This is a genomic window from Margalitia sp. FSL K6-0131, from assembly GCF_038008735.1.
GTDB classification, from domain to species: Bacteria; Bacillota; Bacilli; order Bacillales; family Bacillaceae_C; genus Margalitia; species Margalitia shackletonii.
Map to the genome: position 1 here is coordinate 3011792 of NZ_JBBOZS010000001.1, position 17793 is coordinate 3029584.

Below are 17793 nucleotides of genomic sequence, written 5' to 3' on the forward strand. Positions count from 1 at the left end.
GATTATTAACTTTTTTCCTTAATGCGGTATATAATCTCCGCACATTCATCTGCCCTGATTGTCGCTTCTGTCGCCGCAATAATATCTACATGCTGAAGTAGACTGTTTTGTCCGTGAATTCTATTAAGAAAGTCCTCTGTAATCGTTATCGGTATACTACTTTCTTCAATTGCTGTTAACTCTTGTTGACTCGTAACCTGAAGGTACAGGGCATCTTTTGATACAAGCGGGTCTCCCTCAAGGCGGATTTCGATTGTACCCTTTGTCCCGACAACAAAAATTCTTCCATCCCCCCAGGTCCAGCTCTTCTCCGGTGTAAACCAATCAGCGTAAAGCTGAGCAGCCATTCCACCTTCCATAATGACCTGGAAACCTGCTGTATCAAAGAAAGATGGATACTCTGAAAGAATGTTTTTTGCCATATATCCCGTAATCGATCTCACTTCTTTACCGGTTAGCCAACGAAGTAAATCAAAATCGTGGATAAACAAATCATTCACGATTCCTCCGGACTGTTGTTTCGAAAAATGCCATAAAGGCCGCTCCTCCTGTTTTAATAAATGAGGCTTTCGCATTGAAATACTAACTAGATCGCCAATGACGCCTTCATTGAGTTGCTTTTTTAATGTAGATAGGGAAGGCCTAAATCTCTCTGTTAACAGCATTCCAACCTGAATGAAGCCTCTTTTCATTACCGTTTCCAGCCTTGCTAAATCCTCGCGATTGGTCACGGCTGGCTTATCAAGCATGACATGCTTCCGATACTTTTCACAAAGTTCAATGACATCTATTTTTTCATTATTAATACCAGCGCAGCCAACTATTTGAATGGCATCATCAAGTAATAACATCTTGTCATGAACGAGTGGGATATTGTATTTTTCTGCAAGACTACTTGCTAAAGTCATATTTTCCAGTTCAAATATACCGGCACACTCATGACCTAATTTCAACATTTCTTCTATAAAAATCTCAATATGAACATGCTGGCAGCCAATGACGGAAAATTTCATTTTAATCACTTCCCTGCAAACTAATTCACGGTATAGTTATTTGTTTCAGTAACATTCTCAAGCATTTGTCTAACTTTTTTTAAATCATGTGCTAAACGCTCTTTCGGGGGATGAGGGGATGCACATTCAAGGGAGATCCATCCGTCGTAGGCCACTTCCTTTAGGGCATCGAAAAGTGGCTGATGATTCACTTTACCCTCTCCAAGCTTACACTGAAGGAACTTCTCTTCTCCGTGTTTCGTTAAATTAATGAATGTACCTGATGCACCCGCCTTGTCAATTCTCTTTTCATCTTTAACATGAACATGTAATAAATGCCTTCCTAGTTTCCTTACAGAGTCTTTTCCGTAATCCGTATCGGTGATGTACATGTTACCGGCATCATGAATAAGACCCACATTCTCTTCATTTATCTTGTTTAACAGCTTTAGCCCACCTTCCACTGTTTCTACTAAACTCATATTATGAATTTCTAAAGCAATTTTTTTGTTATACTCTTTTGCTTTTTCTGCACATTTTTTTAACCAGTACGCAGCTTTTTCATAATGGTAGTCAGCAGCCAGGAATGCATTAGGCCCGCCTGGGAAAACTCGGATCATATCTGATTCAAGGATATTAGCCCATTTTAATATCTGTTGAAATTCAGAAAACGATTTTTCACATTCTTTATCACTTGAAGTAGAGAACCAGCCTAGATAACCTGCTAGGGCAGGAATTTTTAAATGAAACGCTTTTGATAGATTCTTTATTTCTTCTACTCTTTGACACGATGTTTCTATAGAGAGATGAGGCTCTTTACATGCTATTTCAATTCCGTCCAACCCAAGCTCTTGTGTGTATGCCATAGCCTGATGAATGCTATAGTCAAGAAAAACTCCACTAAATGCTGCAATTTTCATGGTATGAACTCCTTTTCTTTCACATTGATAGTAGGAATACTAAATTATGGGCAATGTACTCTTTAGAAACAGGTTATGGATTGATCATTAAGTAGGGCTGATTTTCTTTGTTTTTGCTGCTATTTATTTTCACAATAATACTTTTTGTTTTCGGATCCATAAATCTAAAGGTAATCATCTTTTCAGAAGACTGTTTTCTCATAAACTCTGAGACGTCAACACTGTACCACCCTGCGGACTGAACAGGAAGCATCCCCAGTGACTCAGAAGCTCCACCGATACGATTATCCCAATTCATGGAGAATTGATTCCATTGTTTATTGACATATCCACTGATCTCGAGCGCTACAGTTTTGCTAAGACTTTCAGGAACATAAAAATATAATTTTGCTGAATCAATCGGTTTAGAATAGGAAGAAAAATCAAACTTCATATATGCTAAACGGTCTCCACCGCCATTTGCGCTTGGGAAATCAGCAACTTCTAAAAATTCTGCGGTGCCAAAATTCTCCTGAGGGCTATTTTCGTAAACATACGTATCATCGGTTACAAAGAATTTATTTACCACTGTGCTTTCCCGAATGATTTGAATAGTATAGGTATCTGTTGAACCATCTCGATTTGCCACAATGAGTGATACTGTATTCTTCCCTTCCTTCAGCACTAACTCCTGTGAAGGACTGCCACTACTTACTTGTTTGCCGTTGACTGTGATCACACTGTCGGAATGAGCCGCTGTCGGTGTAAAGTGTACTGAGCTCACATCATTTGGAACTTTAACCGTGTAGCTTGTTACTGTCGGTGAAAAATTTAATTGTCCAGCACTGACAGTTAGATTACTTAGCCCTACTTTTGGGTAAAGGGTAGTCGAATGCGGCTTATCATAGGCAGCAGCCCAATAATATCCTTTTGCTGTAACACGTCGCGGTTCGAATCCAATTTGTGTATCTGCCAAAATGGATTCAGATGAAAGGCTGATTGCACCCTCATTATTCACCATCCCTCCTACATATTTGCCGCCAGCATAGGTAAATCTCCCTTCAATATGTGCATCAGCTATAGGAGTAAGTGTCTCTTTGTCTACTAATTCCATATAGGAAGTTGCCTTTGAATCTTGAAATGTGATACTCATATTTTTAAGAATCATTGGTTTCAATGTGGTATTTCCCGTTTTCGCAGACGTTTCCTTAGATAACGGTCCTATTTTCCCGCTCAGATCCATCGCAGCTACTTTATAATAATAGGTTGTATTCGGTAACAGCCCGAAATCAAGGAAAGATTGCCCTCTCGCTAATCCGGCAATATTAGTGGAGTCGGGTGTGAAATCTTTTGTTGTGCTTCGATAAATAATATACCGGTCAATATCAGTATCATCGTATGCCATGCCATATGATAGTTCAATTTCTTGATAACTTTTCGCAGCCGCGGTTGGCGGTTGGCTAACAGCTGTTGGTTCTTCCATATCTACTGGTGGTTCCCATACATAATGATCTAATCCCCAAGACGAGGGCAATGTTCGAATAGAATCATAATGATGCAGGGCAATACCGCCAAAATACTGACTATCACCAAATACGGAGTACACTTTATCTAGCTCTTGTTCCATGTAGGTTCTGCCTTCTTCACGAAACGTAATCGACGAAGGATCACCACTATTGGCAATATCAAGTGTCTCTACCCCGATTACGACCGAATTCTGTTTACCTATTTTTTTTGCATAATCAATTTCGCCTTGGGCCCCGGCAATAATACCGGCTGATCCATCTGCTGTATCTCGATAATCCATGATAGATATATAATCGCTGATATCTTGAATGTGTTCAGATAACCACTTAGTACTTCCCCCCCAAGTAATGTCTTTGGCAGTATCTGAAGTATCAAACCACTTTGGAATAGCCGGGCCAAACGGAAGGTTAATCCCGGCTGCATCTCTTCGCGCGATCATCTTTTGCAAGCCATCAAGATATTGAATTTGAAGCGACGGATATTCTGATTTAAAATCTGGAGAAATGTATGGTTCAATATCAACATTCACTCCATCAAACGCTTCCTTCTTTTCTGCTGCTACATTATAGTTGAGAACCTTTTCCATTTCACGAATGGCATAATCATGATAGACCTGATACGCACCAAGATACTGAGGCGAAGTACCTCCTGCTATACACGCATGTACCTGGAAGCCATTTTCGTGGGCCCATTTAATAAAATCTTTTACCTTATCAGGTTCATCTTCCAAAATATCGATACCTGCGAAACGGCCAACACCTAAGTAGAACGTAGTAATTGCATCTGATTGAAAAGTAGTTGTATCTTTTGCAAAGGCATTTAAAACATGTCTGGATTTAGGATTGAGCAGCAGTTTATAACTTTCGGGCTCCCAAATCCACATAGCACGATCTTGCTTCTTTAAGGTAATTCGTTCCTTTGGCCCTTTTCCCACTTTTGCATACGTAGTGAAACTTACACCGATATTACCTTGTTCATCGATAGCCCTTCCTTGGATACTGTATGTTTTGTTTTCATGCTTCGAAGGGCTCCATTTATATTGATAATGATTCCCCGTTCTTTTTGCCTCATGCCAAGGTCCATTGTTTATTCTTACTTGTACAGTTCTAATCGTGTTCTTTGCCTCAGCCTTTACTTGAATTGGCACACTTCCAGCAACATGTGTTCCGTCGCTGGGATTCACGATGGTGACCTTTGGAACATTGGCTTTTGAGTGATCAATGTGCAGAGTTATGGAAGGACTCCAAACCCCATAACGAGTTTCAATATCCAGCCCGCTTGCATTAAGCATAAGATTCCCATCATAATCACTCGTATTAAGGTCGTAATACCATGTTCCAGAATCGTTACCATCCTGATCTTCCATCACCACATTGACTTGCTTTTCACCGTTGACTGTCAATTTAACATTGTAAGCATTCGTATAAGTCCCCATGATCCGTATTGTTTCTCCAGATATCCTAGCCCCATCTTGAGGAGAGTCTAGCGTTATCGTTGAAGCTGCCTTTGTTTTAACTGGACCATATACTGCTCCTGAACAAATAACGATGATCGTAAGCAAGATAATATTCATTTTGTTAAACCATATCTTCTGTTTATCTGCCATCATTAACCCCTCCACTTCAGAAATTTTTTACTTCCGTTACTTAATTCCAGAGTTATTGAAGTTACTGACAAAATATTTTTCTGCAAAAAAGAAGACAATTAAGATTGGGATTAAACTAATTAATGCAGCTGCAACCATATACTGTTCATTTCCAACCCATTGACCGCCTAAGGATAAAATTCCAATTGGTAAGGTAAACTTTTCATTAGTCGTCAAATAAATAATAGGAGCAAGAATTTCATTCCATTTGGTCATAAAAGTAAAAATGGCCAGTGTAGCTAATGTCGGTTTACACATGGGCATAAAGATTTTCCAATAGATTTGTAGAGGATTACATCCATCCAGTTTAGCTGATTCTTCGTATTCTTTCGGAATTTTCATAAATGCCTGCCGCATTAAAAAGATACCGAATGGCTGCGCCAGCCACTCTAAAATCCAAAGTGGTGTCAATGAATCTAAAAGATGTAAGTCCTTAAAAATAATAAAATGCGGAATGATTATGACAACAGGAGGAATCATCATGGTTCCAAGCACCATAACAAATAAGGTATTTTTGAACGGAAATTTAAGCCTGGCAAAGGCATATCCCACCATGGAACAAGAAAGGAGTGCACCGATAACCGATAAGATTGTAACGGTAAAACTATTAACCGTATAGTGAAAAAAATTACCTAATTTAAATACCTCGGAATAATTAGCCCATTGAAATACACTAGGGATCCACTTTGGAGGTATGGCAGTAAATTCTTTGTACGTTTTGAGTGAATTAAATAGCGCTGTGACAAAGGGAATGACCATGATTAATGCACTAAAAGTTATAATGGAGTATCCGATTACTTTACTCCCAATATTTTTTTGTTTCTTCATTTCATAAACTCCTTTCTCAAAAACTACTTCTATTAAGCTCAATCATAATGAACCCATTTCTTTTGTATTCTTAATTGAATAATAGTGAGTGTGAATAAAATAATAAATAATACCCAAGCTATGGCCGAAGCATAACCCATATGCATGAAGGAAAAGCCTTCACGATATAAATAAAGCATAAGCACTAAGCTCGAATTGTTCGGTCCCCCTGCTGACGAAATATCCGCGGCACCACCGGTCATTACATAAATTTGCTCAAAGGCCTGAAAGGTGGTAATTGTACTTAACACAATGACGAGAAAAGTAGTCGGGGATATTAACGGAATAGTAATTGATGTAAATTTCCTTATTGTTCCAGCCCCATCCATTTCAGCAGCCTCATACAGTTCATTCGGAACGCTCTGCAGTCCCGCTAAATAAATGATCATAATATAGCCAACCCCCTTCCAAACTGCCACTAGAACTAGGAGTGGTATGACTAAATGCTCGTCATTAAACCATCTTTGTGGTTCAAGTCCCAGTTTTAATAAAAATGAGTTGGCCATTCCAAAACGAGGATTAAAAATTGCATCAGCTACATACATAATGACTGTCCAAGATGAAATGACTGGTATAAAATGGGCCATTCTATATAGCTTTAATGCCTTTAGTTTTTGATTAAGCGCAACTGCCAGAACTAAAGCCAGGAATGTTTGCACCGGAACAAATAGAATAGCAAAGTAAATCGTATTCCAAAGCGATTTGTAAAAAAGGGGTTCATGAAACAGCTTTTGGTAATTTTCCAATCCCACCCACTTCGGGGGATTTAACATATCATATTTACTTAAACTAAAATATAAAGAGGCGATTAAAGGTCCAACAACAAACACAATCAAGTGAATAAGATAAGGGGAGACCAGAATAAGTCCCCATCTCCCCTCATGTGAAATAAATTTTCGTTTTTTAGTTGTTGGGACCGTTTCTGCTGCCGTGTGGTTAATGACTGTATTACTCATCCTGCCAATCCCCGCTTTCATGATTATTTTTTATAAAAATCATCTAGTATCTTTTGAATATCTTTATCTGCTCCTTTTAAGGAATCTTCAATAGATGATTCACCTAGAAAGGCACGCTGCGCATGTTCATTAAACTTAGCAACCCATTCTTCCCATACAGCATTCGTGTCTAATGCACCTGCAAATTCAAAGCTGTCTAAAAATGCCTTTTTGTTCACAGGATTACCTGCCGCTTTTAAGAATACATCCGAATTTGCAACAGATTTTTTTACAGGAACTGCTTCACCAAGTTCCGCCCACTCTTTTTGGACTTCATCTTCAGTCGCCCAGAATTTAATCCATTCCCAAGCTGCCTTTGCTTTCTCATCACTTACTTTTGAATTTATAACCCATGAATTCGAGATGACAGGAGCAAATCTTTTTCCATTAGGACCTTTTGGCAGCACTGTTACATCGTAGTTCAATCCTGCTTCGTTTGCCGCTAAAACACGCGCATAAATCCCAATTCTCATTGCCGCTGCACCGCTTGGGAATACAGCCATTGGGCTTTGGAAGCTTTTAAGATCGGCTGGGTCAGTAATAATACCTCGTTTCATACCATCAACCATCCATTCAAAAGCTTTCTTGTTCTCATCTGAATCAATGATTGACTTTTTCATTGATTGATCCAAAATTCCGCCGCCGTACGATTTTAAAACAGAGAACCAGCCTTCAGTAATACTAAAGAATGTCAGACCAAATTGTGAAATGTTATTGCTTTTAAAGCCAGAATCATTTGCATTTTTTCCACCCGCATCAAGTGTTAATTTCTCTGCAGCGGTCTTAAGATCATCCCAAGTCCAATTTTCATTTGGATATTCAACATGTGCCTTATCAAACAAATCCTTGTTGTAGTATAAAACTCCTATTTGTATTCCTTGTGGAACAGCCCAGTACTTTCCGTTTGCATCTTTATTAAAATCTAATCCATAATAATCATCTTTGTTTAAATCTCGATTTATCCAATCTGTTAAATCTTTTATGGCCCCTCTTTCCGCATATTTCATTACTAAAACTCCATCTGAAAGCCAAACATCAGGAGCATCCTTTGCAGCAATCTGGGTATCTAATTTTTGATAAAACTGACCATAAGGTGCACTTTGTGAAGTGACTTCAATATTTGGATGTGCAGTCATGAATTTTTTTATTAATGCCTTCATTTTTTCATCAGACTTACCCCCAGAATAGAATCCCAAATTTATTGTCACTTTTTGTTTGTTATTAGATTTTGAAGCATCCTTTGTATTTCCACCCGTTTTTTGGCTATCCGAGTTGGAACATCCAGTCAAGGCTAAAACAAGAATGAGAAAAAATACTGTTAAAATTGAAATCCAACTTTTTACCTTCATTTCCCTATCCCCCTGCTTTATCTGATATTTATTAAACCGCTTACAATTATTACTTTAAAGATTTCCTTATCAGAATTAAATGAATTTTCTTTACATAATTGTGTTTTTTTGTTCTAATATTTTTACAACTAATCTTAGAAAAGTGGAAGCAGCATTGGTAAACCCTGACAGACACAAGACCTGTAAAAATAATCATAGGGAAGGTCCTTTTATGAAAACGTCTTCAATAAATAGAAAACTATTTATTATCATCCTTGTTTTTGTTTGCTTACCTATTTCCATTATCGGATTAATCTGGTACGAAACGAGCACCAGGACTATTGAACAAGAAGCCATCCAGTCCAACCAAAAGTTAATTCGCCAAACGAATGAGTATCTAGATTTGTATATATCGAATTTGGAAAATATGACCTATCCCTTTGTGAATAATCCACAAATTCAACATTTTATTAATAGTAAAAGCCTGAACAACTATGATTTTTTCATCTTGGCTGAAAATATAGAAAAGGACTTGTTTTCCCAAATGATCTATGGCAGACAAGATATAGTTGGCATTTCTCTAGTTGGTAAGAACAACATCCAAATCAATGATTATACAGGAGTAAAGGAATTAATAAATATGGAGGAAATAAGAAAACGGAATATAGATCTATTGCAAACGACAGATAAATTAGATAATTTCAATATTATAGGACTCCATCAGGTTGGCTCTATGCCAGTTTTAACGATTACAAGGAAAATACATAGCAACATTTCATATTTGTACGAAGGGCTTTTGATTATTGATATCAACCTAAATCAAATCTCGAAAATTAGTAAAAATCTCTTAACGGATAAATCAAAAGTATATATTTTAGATAAAAAGGGACAAATCATCTATCACTCAGATAAAAAATCACTTGGTTCTAGTTTTTCAAAAGATATCATGAATAAGTATTTAAACAAAACAAGCAATGCCATTCTGACCGATATAAATAAGGTTAAAAAATATATTATTTATGAACATTCCCACGTGACTAACTGGATATTAGTTGCAGAAATTCCCCGAGACCAAATCATTGGGAATTTAATCCGATTAAGAACGGAGACCATTCTTTTGGGTATCCTCATTCTCATTGTTGCGATGGCTGTTGTCGGAGGATTTTCGCTGACCATCACTAAATCTTTATCATACATGCAGCGTCTTATGAGGAAAGTAGAATCCGGGGATTTAAATATTGAGATTTCCAGTATTCAAGATCGAAAAGATGAAATTGGCGGAGTATTTAAAAGCTTCTTTAAGATGGTTAGAGAACTTAGAAGGCTTTATGAAGAGATACAAATATCTAAGATGAGAGAACATGAGCTGGAGCTAAAGCAAAAAGAGTCGACTTTACAAGCTATGCAATCTCAAATTAATCCACACTTTCTTTATAACACACTCGAGATTATAAACTCTCATGCCATTGTTGAGAATAATCCATTAATAAGCAAGATAGCTACCTCATTAGCCCATATGTTTCGGTATAACTTAGGAAACGCAAAGCAAGTGGTTACGTTAGAAGAGGAAATTTCCCATATTCGCTCATACTTAGAGATTCAGTGTGCACGATTTCGCCATTTACATGTCGATATCCAAATAGACGAAAAAGAATTAGCTAGGATTGGAACCATTCGTTTAACTCTTCAGCCATTAATTGAAAATGCCTTTCTTCATGGATATCAAAATCATAAAATGAAGCCTTCCTATATCGGAATACATGGTGAAAAAAAATTATCTTATTTTGTGTTGAGAATCCAAGATAAAGGAAAAGGAATGGACCCGGCTACCATGGAGGATTATAACAAGGCATTCGAAAATAAGGAATTGATTCCCGTGTCTGCACAAGAAAATAGCATTGGTTTGTGGAATGTCCACCAACGAATCCGCTTAGTCTTTGGTTATCCATATGGACTGTTGATTAAACAATCATCAACTGAATCAGGAACGCTGATTGAATTAAAGTTACCATATATAGAGGAGGAAAAACAATGTATCGTGTAATGCTAGTAGATGATGAATATATGATTCATCTAAGTCTTAAAAAACTGATTCTATCTATGGAAAACAAGTTTTTAGCAGTAGGTTCCGCCGAGGATGGAAACGAGGCATTACAACTATTAGATTCCGTCTCTCCACATATCGTAATTACTGATATATGCATGCCCGAAATGGATGGGCTAGAATTTATTAAGTCAGCAAAAGAGAAATTCCCTTCTATTGAATTTATTATTCTTTCGGGATATAACGATTTTGAATATGCTCAAAAAGCGATTAGATATGGCGTGACAGATTTCTTATTAAAACCGATTGTACCTGAACAATTCATAAAAACATTTAATCAAATCTATGCAAAATTTAAAGCAAATGAACAAACTTTCTCGCAACAAAATGACTGGGTGTTAAATTTGGAATATTATAAAAAACAATTAGCTGAACATATTTGGAATGCAAATGAAACAGATGCAAGTAACCTGATAGAGATCATTTTAAACCATTACCAAAAAAACCAACAAATACCTCTTTCGCAATTTCTTGAGAACATCCTTTTTTTCATAGACAAAGCATTGAAGAAACGAATGGAAAATCTTTCGTTAAAAATTCCTGATCATTTTCACTGGTCAAACAATATTGAAATATCCCTTAACCAACTTAAAACAATTATTACGCAAATGATCAAAATCATTCAAAGCTCACGTAATCTTGGTTCAAGACAAAATATCTTAAAAGCTGTTCAATATATGGAGGAACATTTTCCCAATGAGAGTTTGTCCCTTCAGGATGTAGCTAATTTTATTGGAGTATCCGATGCTTACTTTAGCCGCACATTTAAAGAAGAGATGGGCATAGGTTTTATAAAATACCTTATTGACTTACGAATGAAAAAAGCTAAGGAACTTCTAAAAAGCTCTAACATTAAAACATATGAAGTTGCTTTATATGTAGGCTATAGTGACTATCCTCATTTCAGTAGGACGTTTAAAAAAACCTTTGGTCTTACACCGTCAGAGTATCGAAAGATAAAATTATCTTCATAAAATCGAAAACAACACTCAAAATAGTTCAACTTACATTTTAAGATCGTCAAAAAATGAATTTAAATAGATTTCCCCTGTTAGTAAAAGATGCTTTTACAACACAGGGGGAAGTGGATAATGTGTAAATAAAAAATTAATGGTAAACAAATCTAAATGGAAAATGGAGCAATCTCAATATCCATACTTTCGAGCCTTTGTTTAATTACTCTAATCAAGTCTAAAGCAGTAGGAGTATCTCCGTGCACACATATAGTTTCTCCTTGAACTTCTACTTCTTCCCCATTAAAGGTTGTAACTTTTCCTTCCATTACCATTTTTATTACTCTTTCCGCTACCTTTTCTGGATCCGTGATTACGGCTCCCTCATAATTTCTTGATACTAAGGAAAAATCATTATTGTATTCACGATCGGCAAATAATTCTAAAATAAATGGCAATCCTTTTTCTTTCGCTACCAAATGTAATTGAGAGTTAGGCTTAACCAAAATAGGTAAATCTGGCCTAACTGAAAGTACAGCATCCACTATATTTGTGGCCATTTCTTTATCTGAATCCGCCATTCTCTTGTTTTAAACTATCTATTTATCAGTTTTGGAAAGTATGATATTATTTTTTTAAAAAAAGAAGAGGTCATCCTATGAAATCAACTTTCCTTCCAACAACAAAAACAAAAGCGATAGTTATTAATGCACTTTTCATAGCATTAACCCTAGTCGCAACAGCGTTCATCAACATAAGGCTCCCATTAATGGGCAACGGAGGGCTAATCCATCTTGGTAACATACCTCTTTTTATAGCAGCTATGGTATACGGCAAAAAAACAGGAGCTATAGTAGGTGCTTTTGGAATGGGGCTTTCTGATATCATATCCGGCTGGGCAATATGGTCTCCATTTACATTTATCATCGTTGGTGCAATGGGCTTCATAGTCGGACTTTTTTCCGAAAAAGTACCTGGCAATAGACTACTTATTAACACTCTGGCGGTTGCATGTGCACTGATTATAAAACTTGTTGGCTACTATTTTGCTGAAGTGATCCTCTATGGTAACTGGATACAACCACTCGGGTCCATTCCAGGAAATGTTATGCAGGTCGTATTAGCGGGCATCATTGTAGTTCCGCTTGCAGGACGCGTAAAGAAACAGATAACAATATAAACAAAATAAAAAGAGGATTTTCTTTCTCAGTAGATTAATCACTTGGAAAAGAATTTCCTCTTTTTTTAAATATGGAAATGAATGATGTACCTCTTTTTGCTAACCTGCCTTGTATAACGTATAATTGCAGCAGTTATGAATCATTTTTTTCCGTTAAACACTCTTCTTCGGGCTTGATTTGTATTTGTTTCCAACCCTCGTTGCCAACTTTTCGATATTGAGCTATTTCTAAATCTGTTCCATTTGTAAGTGTGAAAAACACTATATAGTAATCGGCACCATCATTACCACGAAATGGAATATTTTTCATATAACCACTTTTGATGGTGGGATATATATGTTTAACTAGCTTACACCAATTCCCGTATTTTACTTCTACAACGGCTTCTGCATTATGAGACCAACCATGGTAAGGTGCGCATAGAAAATCTTCCTTCATCCTATTCATATCAGAAATTCTGTAACCAGTTTGTTCCTGAGTAAGTTGGATAAATCCGTAAGAATAACCGAAGTATTCAGCATCATTACCCTCAAACACTTCGATTGTTTCCATTTCATAAAAAAACCTTACATCCTGATTTTCATTCGATAACCTCGCAAGTTTTATTAAGTTGATATGTCCTATCCCAGCAAATAAATGGAGGTATTCTTCATAACTTAGTTTTTTCTGATACTTCTTAGATAAAAAATTATAGGCTAGTGGGTATGGAATACGAGCATACCCTATTGTTCCACAACTTCTTCTTTCTATGGTGTTATCCGCTTCACGCAAAATACTAAAATAGTTAAGAATAGTCTCTTCTGGAGTTCTTGTCAAAGTTGCAGGAACCTGAATTTGGTCATACGTTTTTTCAGAATAAGGATTGAAAAGATCTGAAGTTTTAACTCTTAAATTTAATACAGGCGAACAAGATGGACGGAAATACGTTTGATTAAAAGCAGATTCGTCCATTTGATTTCTTAATTTCACTGTTATCACCTCTTCTGTTAGCTTATGGTAGTGAAAGGAAACAGTGAAAAAACCCTTAATAACGTATGACGTTTTCGGAATGTATGAAGTGTAGCAATGATTTAAAATCATTTCCTCAATGTACGGTATATAGTGGTTCAATTTTTAACCCAAGGTTTTGGTTTCTGTAAATTCAGGACTTCATTCTCGATTTTTGTAATAAATGACAAAATCCGTCCACTTACCATCTTCATAAGAAAACTCTTTTCTTACACATTCAAAATGGAATCCAGTTCTTTCTGCAAGTCGAGTGGATGGAAGATTATCGACATTTATATGAAGTTCTATTCTGTGATATCCTAAATGTTCGAAGAATGATTCGGTAGCCTTTAACACACTTTCAGTTGCATACCCGTTTTTCCAGAATTGATTATGGATAGAGTACCCCATCATCGCCCATTGATAGTCTTTTCTTAGGATGGTACTAATCTCAATTTTCCAACATTCACTCCATCGTGCTTACGAAAAATCCCAAACACATATGTATCATCTTTAAGAGCTTCTTGATAAAATCCATTTATCCATTCCGTAAACCATTCCTCTGTAGAAAAATGCATATCTGATGGGCGACCGTCATCATATTTATATTGAGATGGTAATCGATTATCGTATTGGGTGTACCAATTTTTATAATCTGCTTTTGCATATGGTCGTATTATTAGTCGATCCGTTTCAATTATTAAATTTGTTCTTTCCACTTTTTATATCTCCCTACTCTGTATACACTGATATTACTTCCCCAATTACTTATTAAAGTTTCTCTTTTTACTATTTGCCACGGATTAAAAAATGTTTGCCCGTTTTTATTGAAAAATAAACCGTTCTCAAGATGGAATGATGCATGAATAATATTGGCGTTGTCATTTTTCCATAGGACGATATCTTTCGGTTCCAGTTGATCCATCCCGGAATCAATCTCCTGATATCCCCGCATTTCCAGCCCTAGTAGCAATGTTTCCAGATGCACCCATTGCGTAATTATCCATTCTCTTGCCTCGACATTTTCTGTAGCGGCAGCCAATGTGGCAGCAAAGCAATTTGGTCCATTTGCTGCTGGAAATCGATTTATATATTTTTCAATTGAAGATGGCACTTTTACATTCATTAAATCTGGTACTTCATCCATATAAGATTCTGCAAGTCTACTTAATACATTCCTTTTAAATACCTTTGGCAACAGACTCCACATTTCCTTTTGAAATACAATCAATGTTTCCTCTTCATCTTGAATCAAATAGGATTCAATCTTGTCCAACGTATCCATCTGAATCGATAAAGGCAATGAATGTAACCCCCCCTGAAGATCACTCCAATTGTAAATTAGTCCTCTATTTAACCTTTTCTGAATCTCCAAGATGGCCATTTTCTTTTCCAAATCAATGGTTGGAAACAGTTGTGGCGGAGCGACACAAACATATTTGCCTTTTTTTGAAACTGCCCATAACTGATAACTATTAATAATATCGATTGTTTGATAACTGCCATGTTCATTAAATTCAGATCGCGGAATAAAAAACGATTCCGAAGGCATGTAATTTCTTATTTCGTCTATCGTTTCAAAGAAAAACAGATCGACATTCGGAACTGCAATTTCACTCCATTTATCAAGTGTTTGTTCATCTAGGTATATTTTCTCCATTAGTTCCCCCGCCATGATTATTTGCCAATACATTTCGATTATTATACACCATACATAACAAAATTTTCAAAATATTACTAACTACTAATTATCCATTAAAAAAATTTTAGTTTGCCAATCATGTATGAATATGGTAAAAGTATATTATATACATCTTAATTCTAGGTAGGTGATTTGCTTGTTCAACCGGGAATTGGTAAAAGGCAGTACTTCCTTGCTTTTACTTCACCTATTAGAGGAACAAGACATGTACGGATATCAGCTTTCAAAGGAAATGGAACGTCGGAGTGATGATGCGTTTCATGTAAAGGAAGGGACGTTATATCCAGCATTAAAAAAATTAGAGGAACAAGGATATATTGATTCGTATTGGCAAGAACAAGACAAAGGGCCTGCTCGTAAATATTACCGGATCACCAAGGATGGGAAAGAAGCACTCCTTAAGAAATCAAAGGAATGGAACCGGTTTGTGGGTGTCATGTCAAAGGTACTAGGGGATTAATAATGGAAAATCTAAAACAAGATTATCTACAAGAATTAAAACTCGCTTTACAAAACCATCCTGAAATGGAGGATATCTTAAATGAGATTTCAACCCATATTGAGGACGGTATAAAAGATAAAATGCTTATTGGAGTACCAGAAAAAGCAGCTACTGAACAAGTCCTCCATCATATGGGGAATCCTTTGGAATTGGGAAAAAGTTTTATGCAGCCTCCCAGTTCAAGAAAAATGATACATTTAATTCTATTGAATTGGGCATTTTTTGTATGCGGTTTGTTTATTACTATTAGTTATCATTTTAGTGATTTTCGGATAGTGAATCATACATGGACTTATTTATCGCATAAGTCCCATTCTATCTTGCTGTTATATTCCATGTATTGGATTTATTTAGGTTATACGATTGGGAAGCAATATGGACCAAGCGGAAAGAAAATGGTGAATAAAACAATGATATGGGCATCCATACCAAATATGGTTTTAATGTTCATTACCCTCTTTAATGTTATTCCTAGTGACATTTTTTCACCTTTACTAAATCCAGTATTTATAGTGTTTTGCGTAATTGCAACGGTTCTTTTCTACCCGCTTAGTAAACTTGCATTCAAAATTGGGATCACTTTTGGTCTCTAATTTTTTTACCTACATACATAGAATTTCTATGTATAATTCAAAAGGAGGATATTCATCATGTCATTATCCCTTTTACTACTTATTGCACTAGTCTTGGCTATTTTCAGTATTAGATCCATCAGGATAAATTTTAAAATGAAATATCAATTTCATTCCGCTTTAACCGCGGGTGGAGCAATTTTAGCAATAAATTTACTTTTAATTGCGATAACGGCTTTGGGTGTATTTTTCATTCCCTTTTCCACACCCATTTTCATTGTCTTGTCGCCTGTAGCTAGTGTTGTTGCTTGGGCGTATATCAAATATTGTTTTCCAAATCCGTTACTAAAGAGATTATGTGCTATTTTAATTGGACAGTCCATTTATGTTTTCCTGTTTATCTATTTCTTTTATAAAAATCAACATTTAGAGCCGCTCTATCCTGGAGAAGATACCTTTATGCGTGGACTTGGCCTTCTTATCGGCATGGTCGTTTGCATCGCCGCAACTTTAATAGGACTCATCACCTTTTTATTACCAAAGGTGTCAGGCACCAAATTAGAATAATTCTAATCGGGTGCCTGACACTTCCGTTGACATTTCCTAAACTGAAAGAATCCAATCGGAAATGTCATGGATAACTTGTTTATCTACATGTTGTGCAACCTTATACTCTTTTTTCGCTTTTAGTATTTCTCCATAAACAGAAGGCATAAACGCATGATTCAAGTTCGGATAAAGCTTAAATGTTACATTTGGTTTATCGCCCAACAAATGTTTGTAGCCATTAAAATCTTTTTCAACGGATACATGGAAATCTTTTTCACCATGCAAAATAAAAATTGGTTTATCCAATGCGGTAAGATACTCAATCGCTTGGTGTTCACCCATTTCTTTGAAGTAGTATGCATTCACATGTTTTCCAATAACGAAGGTTGCTTTTGCTTCTTCATCGCTTAAATGATAGAGGTTGTTAAACTTACTTGATAATTTTGCTATTTGTTTCCTTGCAATGATTTTCAAAAATTTATTTAATGAGTTTAAAACATTGTCATTTTGATCCATCATAATTTCTTCTAATCTACGAGGGGAGCCGCCTAATATAATGATACCGGCAAAATTCCCGCCTTCTGCATCAATTCGTGGAGCTAACATCCCTCCTAAACTATGACCTATTATAAAAATTTTATTGGAATCTATTCTTGGATCTTTTCGTAAGTAATCAGCAGCAAGGATGGCATCTTCAATCGTTTCTTCTTTTACTGATAATCCAGGACTATTTTTCATTTCTTTACCGTATACGAATGTTCTCTTGTCATATCGTAATACGGCAATCCCTTTTTCAAACAACCCTTCTGCAATATCTTTAAAAGGATATATATTTCCAATTTTTTCGTCCATGTTACTCGGCCCGGATCCTTGAACCAGTACCACTGCCGGGAACAATCGATTAGATTCATTAGGAATGGACAATATTCCGTTTAGTGGGTATTTTGTATCAGAGCCAATAACAATTTTTTCATCAGCCACAGCATTTAC

General features: G+C 36.3%; 16 protein-coding genes and 1 pseudogene. 6 read left to right on the plus strand and 11 right to left on the minus strand.

Going from position 1 to position 17793, the window contains the following annotated elements:
• Window positions 1-5: 5 nt before the first annotated feature.
• The 6 genes from NSQ59_RS14725 to NSQ59_RS14750 all read right to left on the minus strand — a co-directional run bounded on the left by NSQ59_RS14725 (window position 6) and on the right by NSQ59_RS14750 (window position 8274).
• Window positions 6-1013, minus strand: a complete 1008-nt coding sequence (locus NSQ59_RS14725) for a Gfo/Idh/MocA family protein (protein WP_340832046.1) — start codon at window positions 1011-1013, stop codon at window positions 6-8.
• A gap of 20 nt (window positions 1014-1033) precedes the next feature.
• Complete coding sequence (locus tag NSQ59_RS14730) at window positions 1034-1912, minus strand: sugar phosphate isomerase/epimerase family protein (RefSeq protein WP_055740048.1); 879 nt, start codon at window positions 1910-1912, stop codon at window positions 1034-1036.
• Between the two features lie 73 nt (window positions 1913-1985).
• Complete coding sequence (locus NSQ59_RS14735; RefSeq protein WP_340832049.1) at window positions 1986-5024, minus strand: CBM96 family carbohydrate-binding protein; 3039 nt, start codon at window positions 5022-5024, stop codon at window positions 1986-1988.
• Between the two features lie 36 nt (window positions 5025-5060).
• Window positions 5061-5891, minus strand: a complete 831-nt coding sequence (locus tag NSQ59_RS14740) for a carbohydrate ABC transporter permease (protein ID WP_055740050.1) — start codon at window positions 5889-5891, stop codon at window positions 5061-5063.
• Between the two features lie 38 nt (window positions 5892-5929).
• Window positions 5930-6886 carry a carbohydrate ABC transporter permease gene (locus NSQ59_RS14745; protein WP_340832052.1) on the minus strand — a complete coding sequence of 319 codons (957 nt, stop codon included), beginning with the start codon at window positions 6884-6886 and terminating at the stop codon, window positions 5930-5932.
• 23 nt (window positions 6887-6909) lie between these two features.
• Window positions 6910-8274, minus strand: coding sequence for an ABC transporter substrate-binding protein (locus NSQ59_RS14750; protein ID WP_340832054.1), 1365 nt, complete (start codon window positions 8272-8274; stop codon window positions 6910-6912).
• A 211-nt stretch (window positions 8275-8485) separates the two neighbouring features.
• Between NSQ59_RS14750 and NSQ59_RS14755 the strand changes: the two genes are divergently transcribed.
• Both NSQ59_RS14755 and NSQ59_RS14760 read left to right on the plus strand, forming a co-directional pair.
• Window positions 8486-10297 (plus strand): sensor histidine kinase, encoded by a 1812-nt coding sequence (locus NSQ59_RS14755; protein ID WP_340832056.1) that lies wholly within the window; start codon window positions 8486-8488, stop codon window positions 10295-10297.
• Window positions 10285-11331, plus strand: coding sequence for a response regulator transcription factor (locus tag NSQ59_RS14760; RefSeq protein WP_340832058.1), 1047 nt, complete (start codon window positions 10285-10287; stop codon window positions 11329-11331). Before NSQ59_RS14755 ends, NSQ59_RS14760 begins: the two co-directional genes overlap by 13 nt.
• A 149-nt stretch (window positions 11332-11480) precedes the next feature.
• On the opposite strand, the gene NSQ59_RS14765 is transcribed toward NSQ59_RS14760, so the two are convergent.
• Window positions 11481-11891: a LamB/YcsF family protein gene (locus tag NSQ59_RS14765; RefSeq protein ID WP_340832060.1), complete on the minus strand. Its 411-nt coding sequence runs from the start codon at window positions 11889-11891 to the stop codon at window positions 11481-11483.
• A 77-nt stretch (window positions 11892-11968) separates the two neighbouring features.
• Between NSQ59_RS14765 and NSQ59_RS14770 the strand changes: the two genes are divergently transcribed.
• The gene (locus NSQ59_RS14770) at window positions 11969-12490 is read left to right on the plus strand and encodes an ECF transporter S component (protein WP_055740061.1); all 522 of its coding nucleotides are present in this window, start codon (window positions 11969-11971) and stop codon (window positions 12488-12490) included.
• Window positions 12491-12623: 133 nt separating this feature from the next.
• Here NSQ59_RS14770 and NSQ59_RS14775 read toward each other — a convergent pair whose 3' ends face one another.
• From NSQ59_RS14775 to NSQ59_RS14785, 3 genes and pseudogenes are all read right to left on the minus strand, one after another.
• Window positions 12624-13460: a hypothetical protein gene (locus NSQ59_RS14775; RefSeq protein WP_340832062.1), complete on the minus strand. Its 837-nt coding sequence runs from the start codon at window positions 13458-13460 to the stop codon at window positions 12624-12626.
• 180 nt (window positions 13461-13640) lie between these two features.
• Window positions 13641-14197, minus strand: a pseudogene (locus tag NSQ59_RS14780) (GNAT family N-acetyltransferase).
• Window positions 14179-15138, minus strand: coding sequence for a hypothetical protein (locus NSQ59_RS14785; RefSeq protein WP_340832064.1), 960 nt, complete (start codon window positions 15136-15138; stop codon window positions 14179-14181). Before NSQ59_RS14785 ends, NSQ59_RS14780 begins: the two are co-directional and overlap by 19 nt.
• A 178-nt stretch (window positions 15139-15316) precedes the next feature.
• Between NSQ59_RS14785 and NSQ59_RS14790 the strand changes: the two genes are divergently transcribed.
• From NSQ59_RS14790 to NSQ59_RS14800, 3 genes are read left to right on the plus strand one after another with little or no spacing between them, the layout of a single operon-like run.
• Complete coding sequence (locus NSQ59_RS14790; protein ID WP_055740063.1) at window positions 15317-15640, plus strand: PadR family transcriptional regulator; 324 nt, start codon at window positions 15317-15319, stop codon at window positions 15638-15640.
• A 2-nt stretch (window positions 15641-15642) separates the two neighbouring features.
• The gene (locus NSQ59_RS14795) at window positions 15643-16275 is read left to right on the plus strand and encodes an HAAS signaling domain-containing protein (RefSeq protein ID WP_126647737.1); all 633 of its coding nucleotides are present in this window, start codon (window positions 15643-15645) and stop codon (window positions 16273-16275) included.
• A gap of 57 nt (window positions 16276-16332) precedes the next feature.
• Window positions 16333-16821, plus strand: a complete 489-nt coding sequence (locus NSQ59_RS14800) for a hypothetical protein (RefSeq protein WP_055740065.1) — start codon at window positions 16333-16335, stop codon at window positions 16819-16821.
• 36 nt (window positions 16822-16857) lie between these two features.
• Here NSQ59_RS14800 and NSQ59_RS14805 read toward each other — a convergent pair whose 3' ends face one another.
• Entirely contained in the window at window positions 16858-17784 is a 927-nt protein-coding gene (locus tag NSQ59_RS14805; RefSeq protein WP_340832069.1) for an alpha/beta hydrolase family protein, read from the minus strand.
• Window positions 17785-17793: the final 9 nt, after the last annotated feature.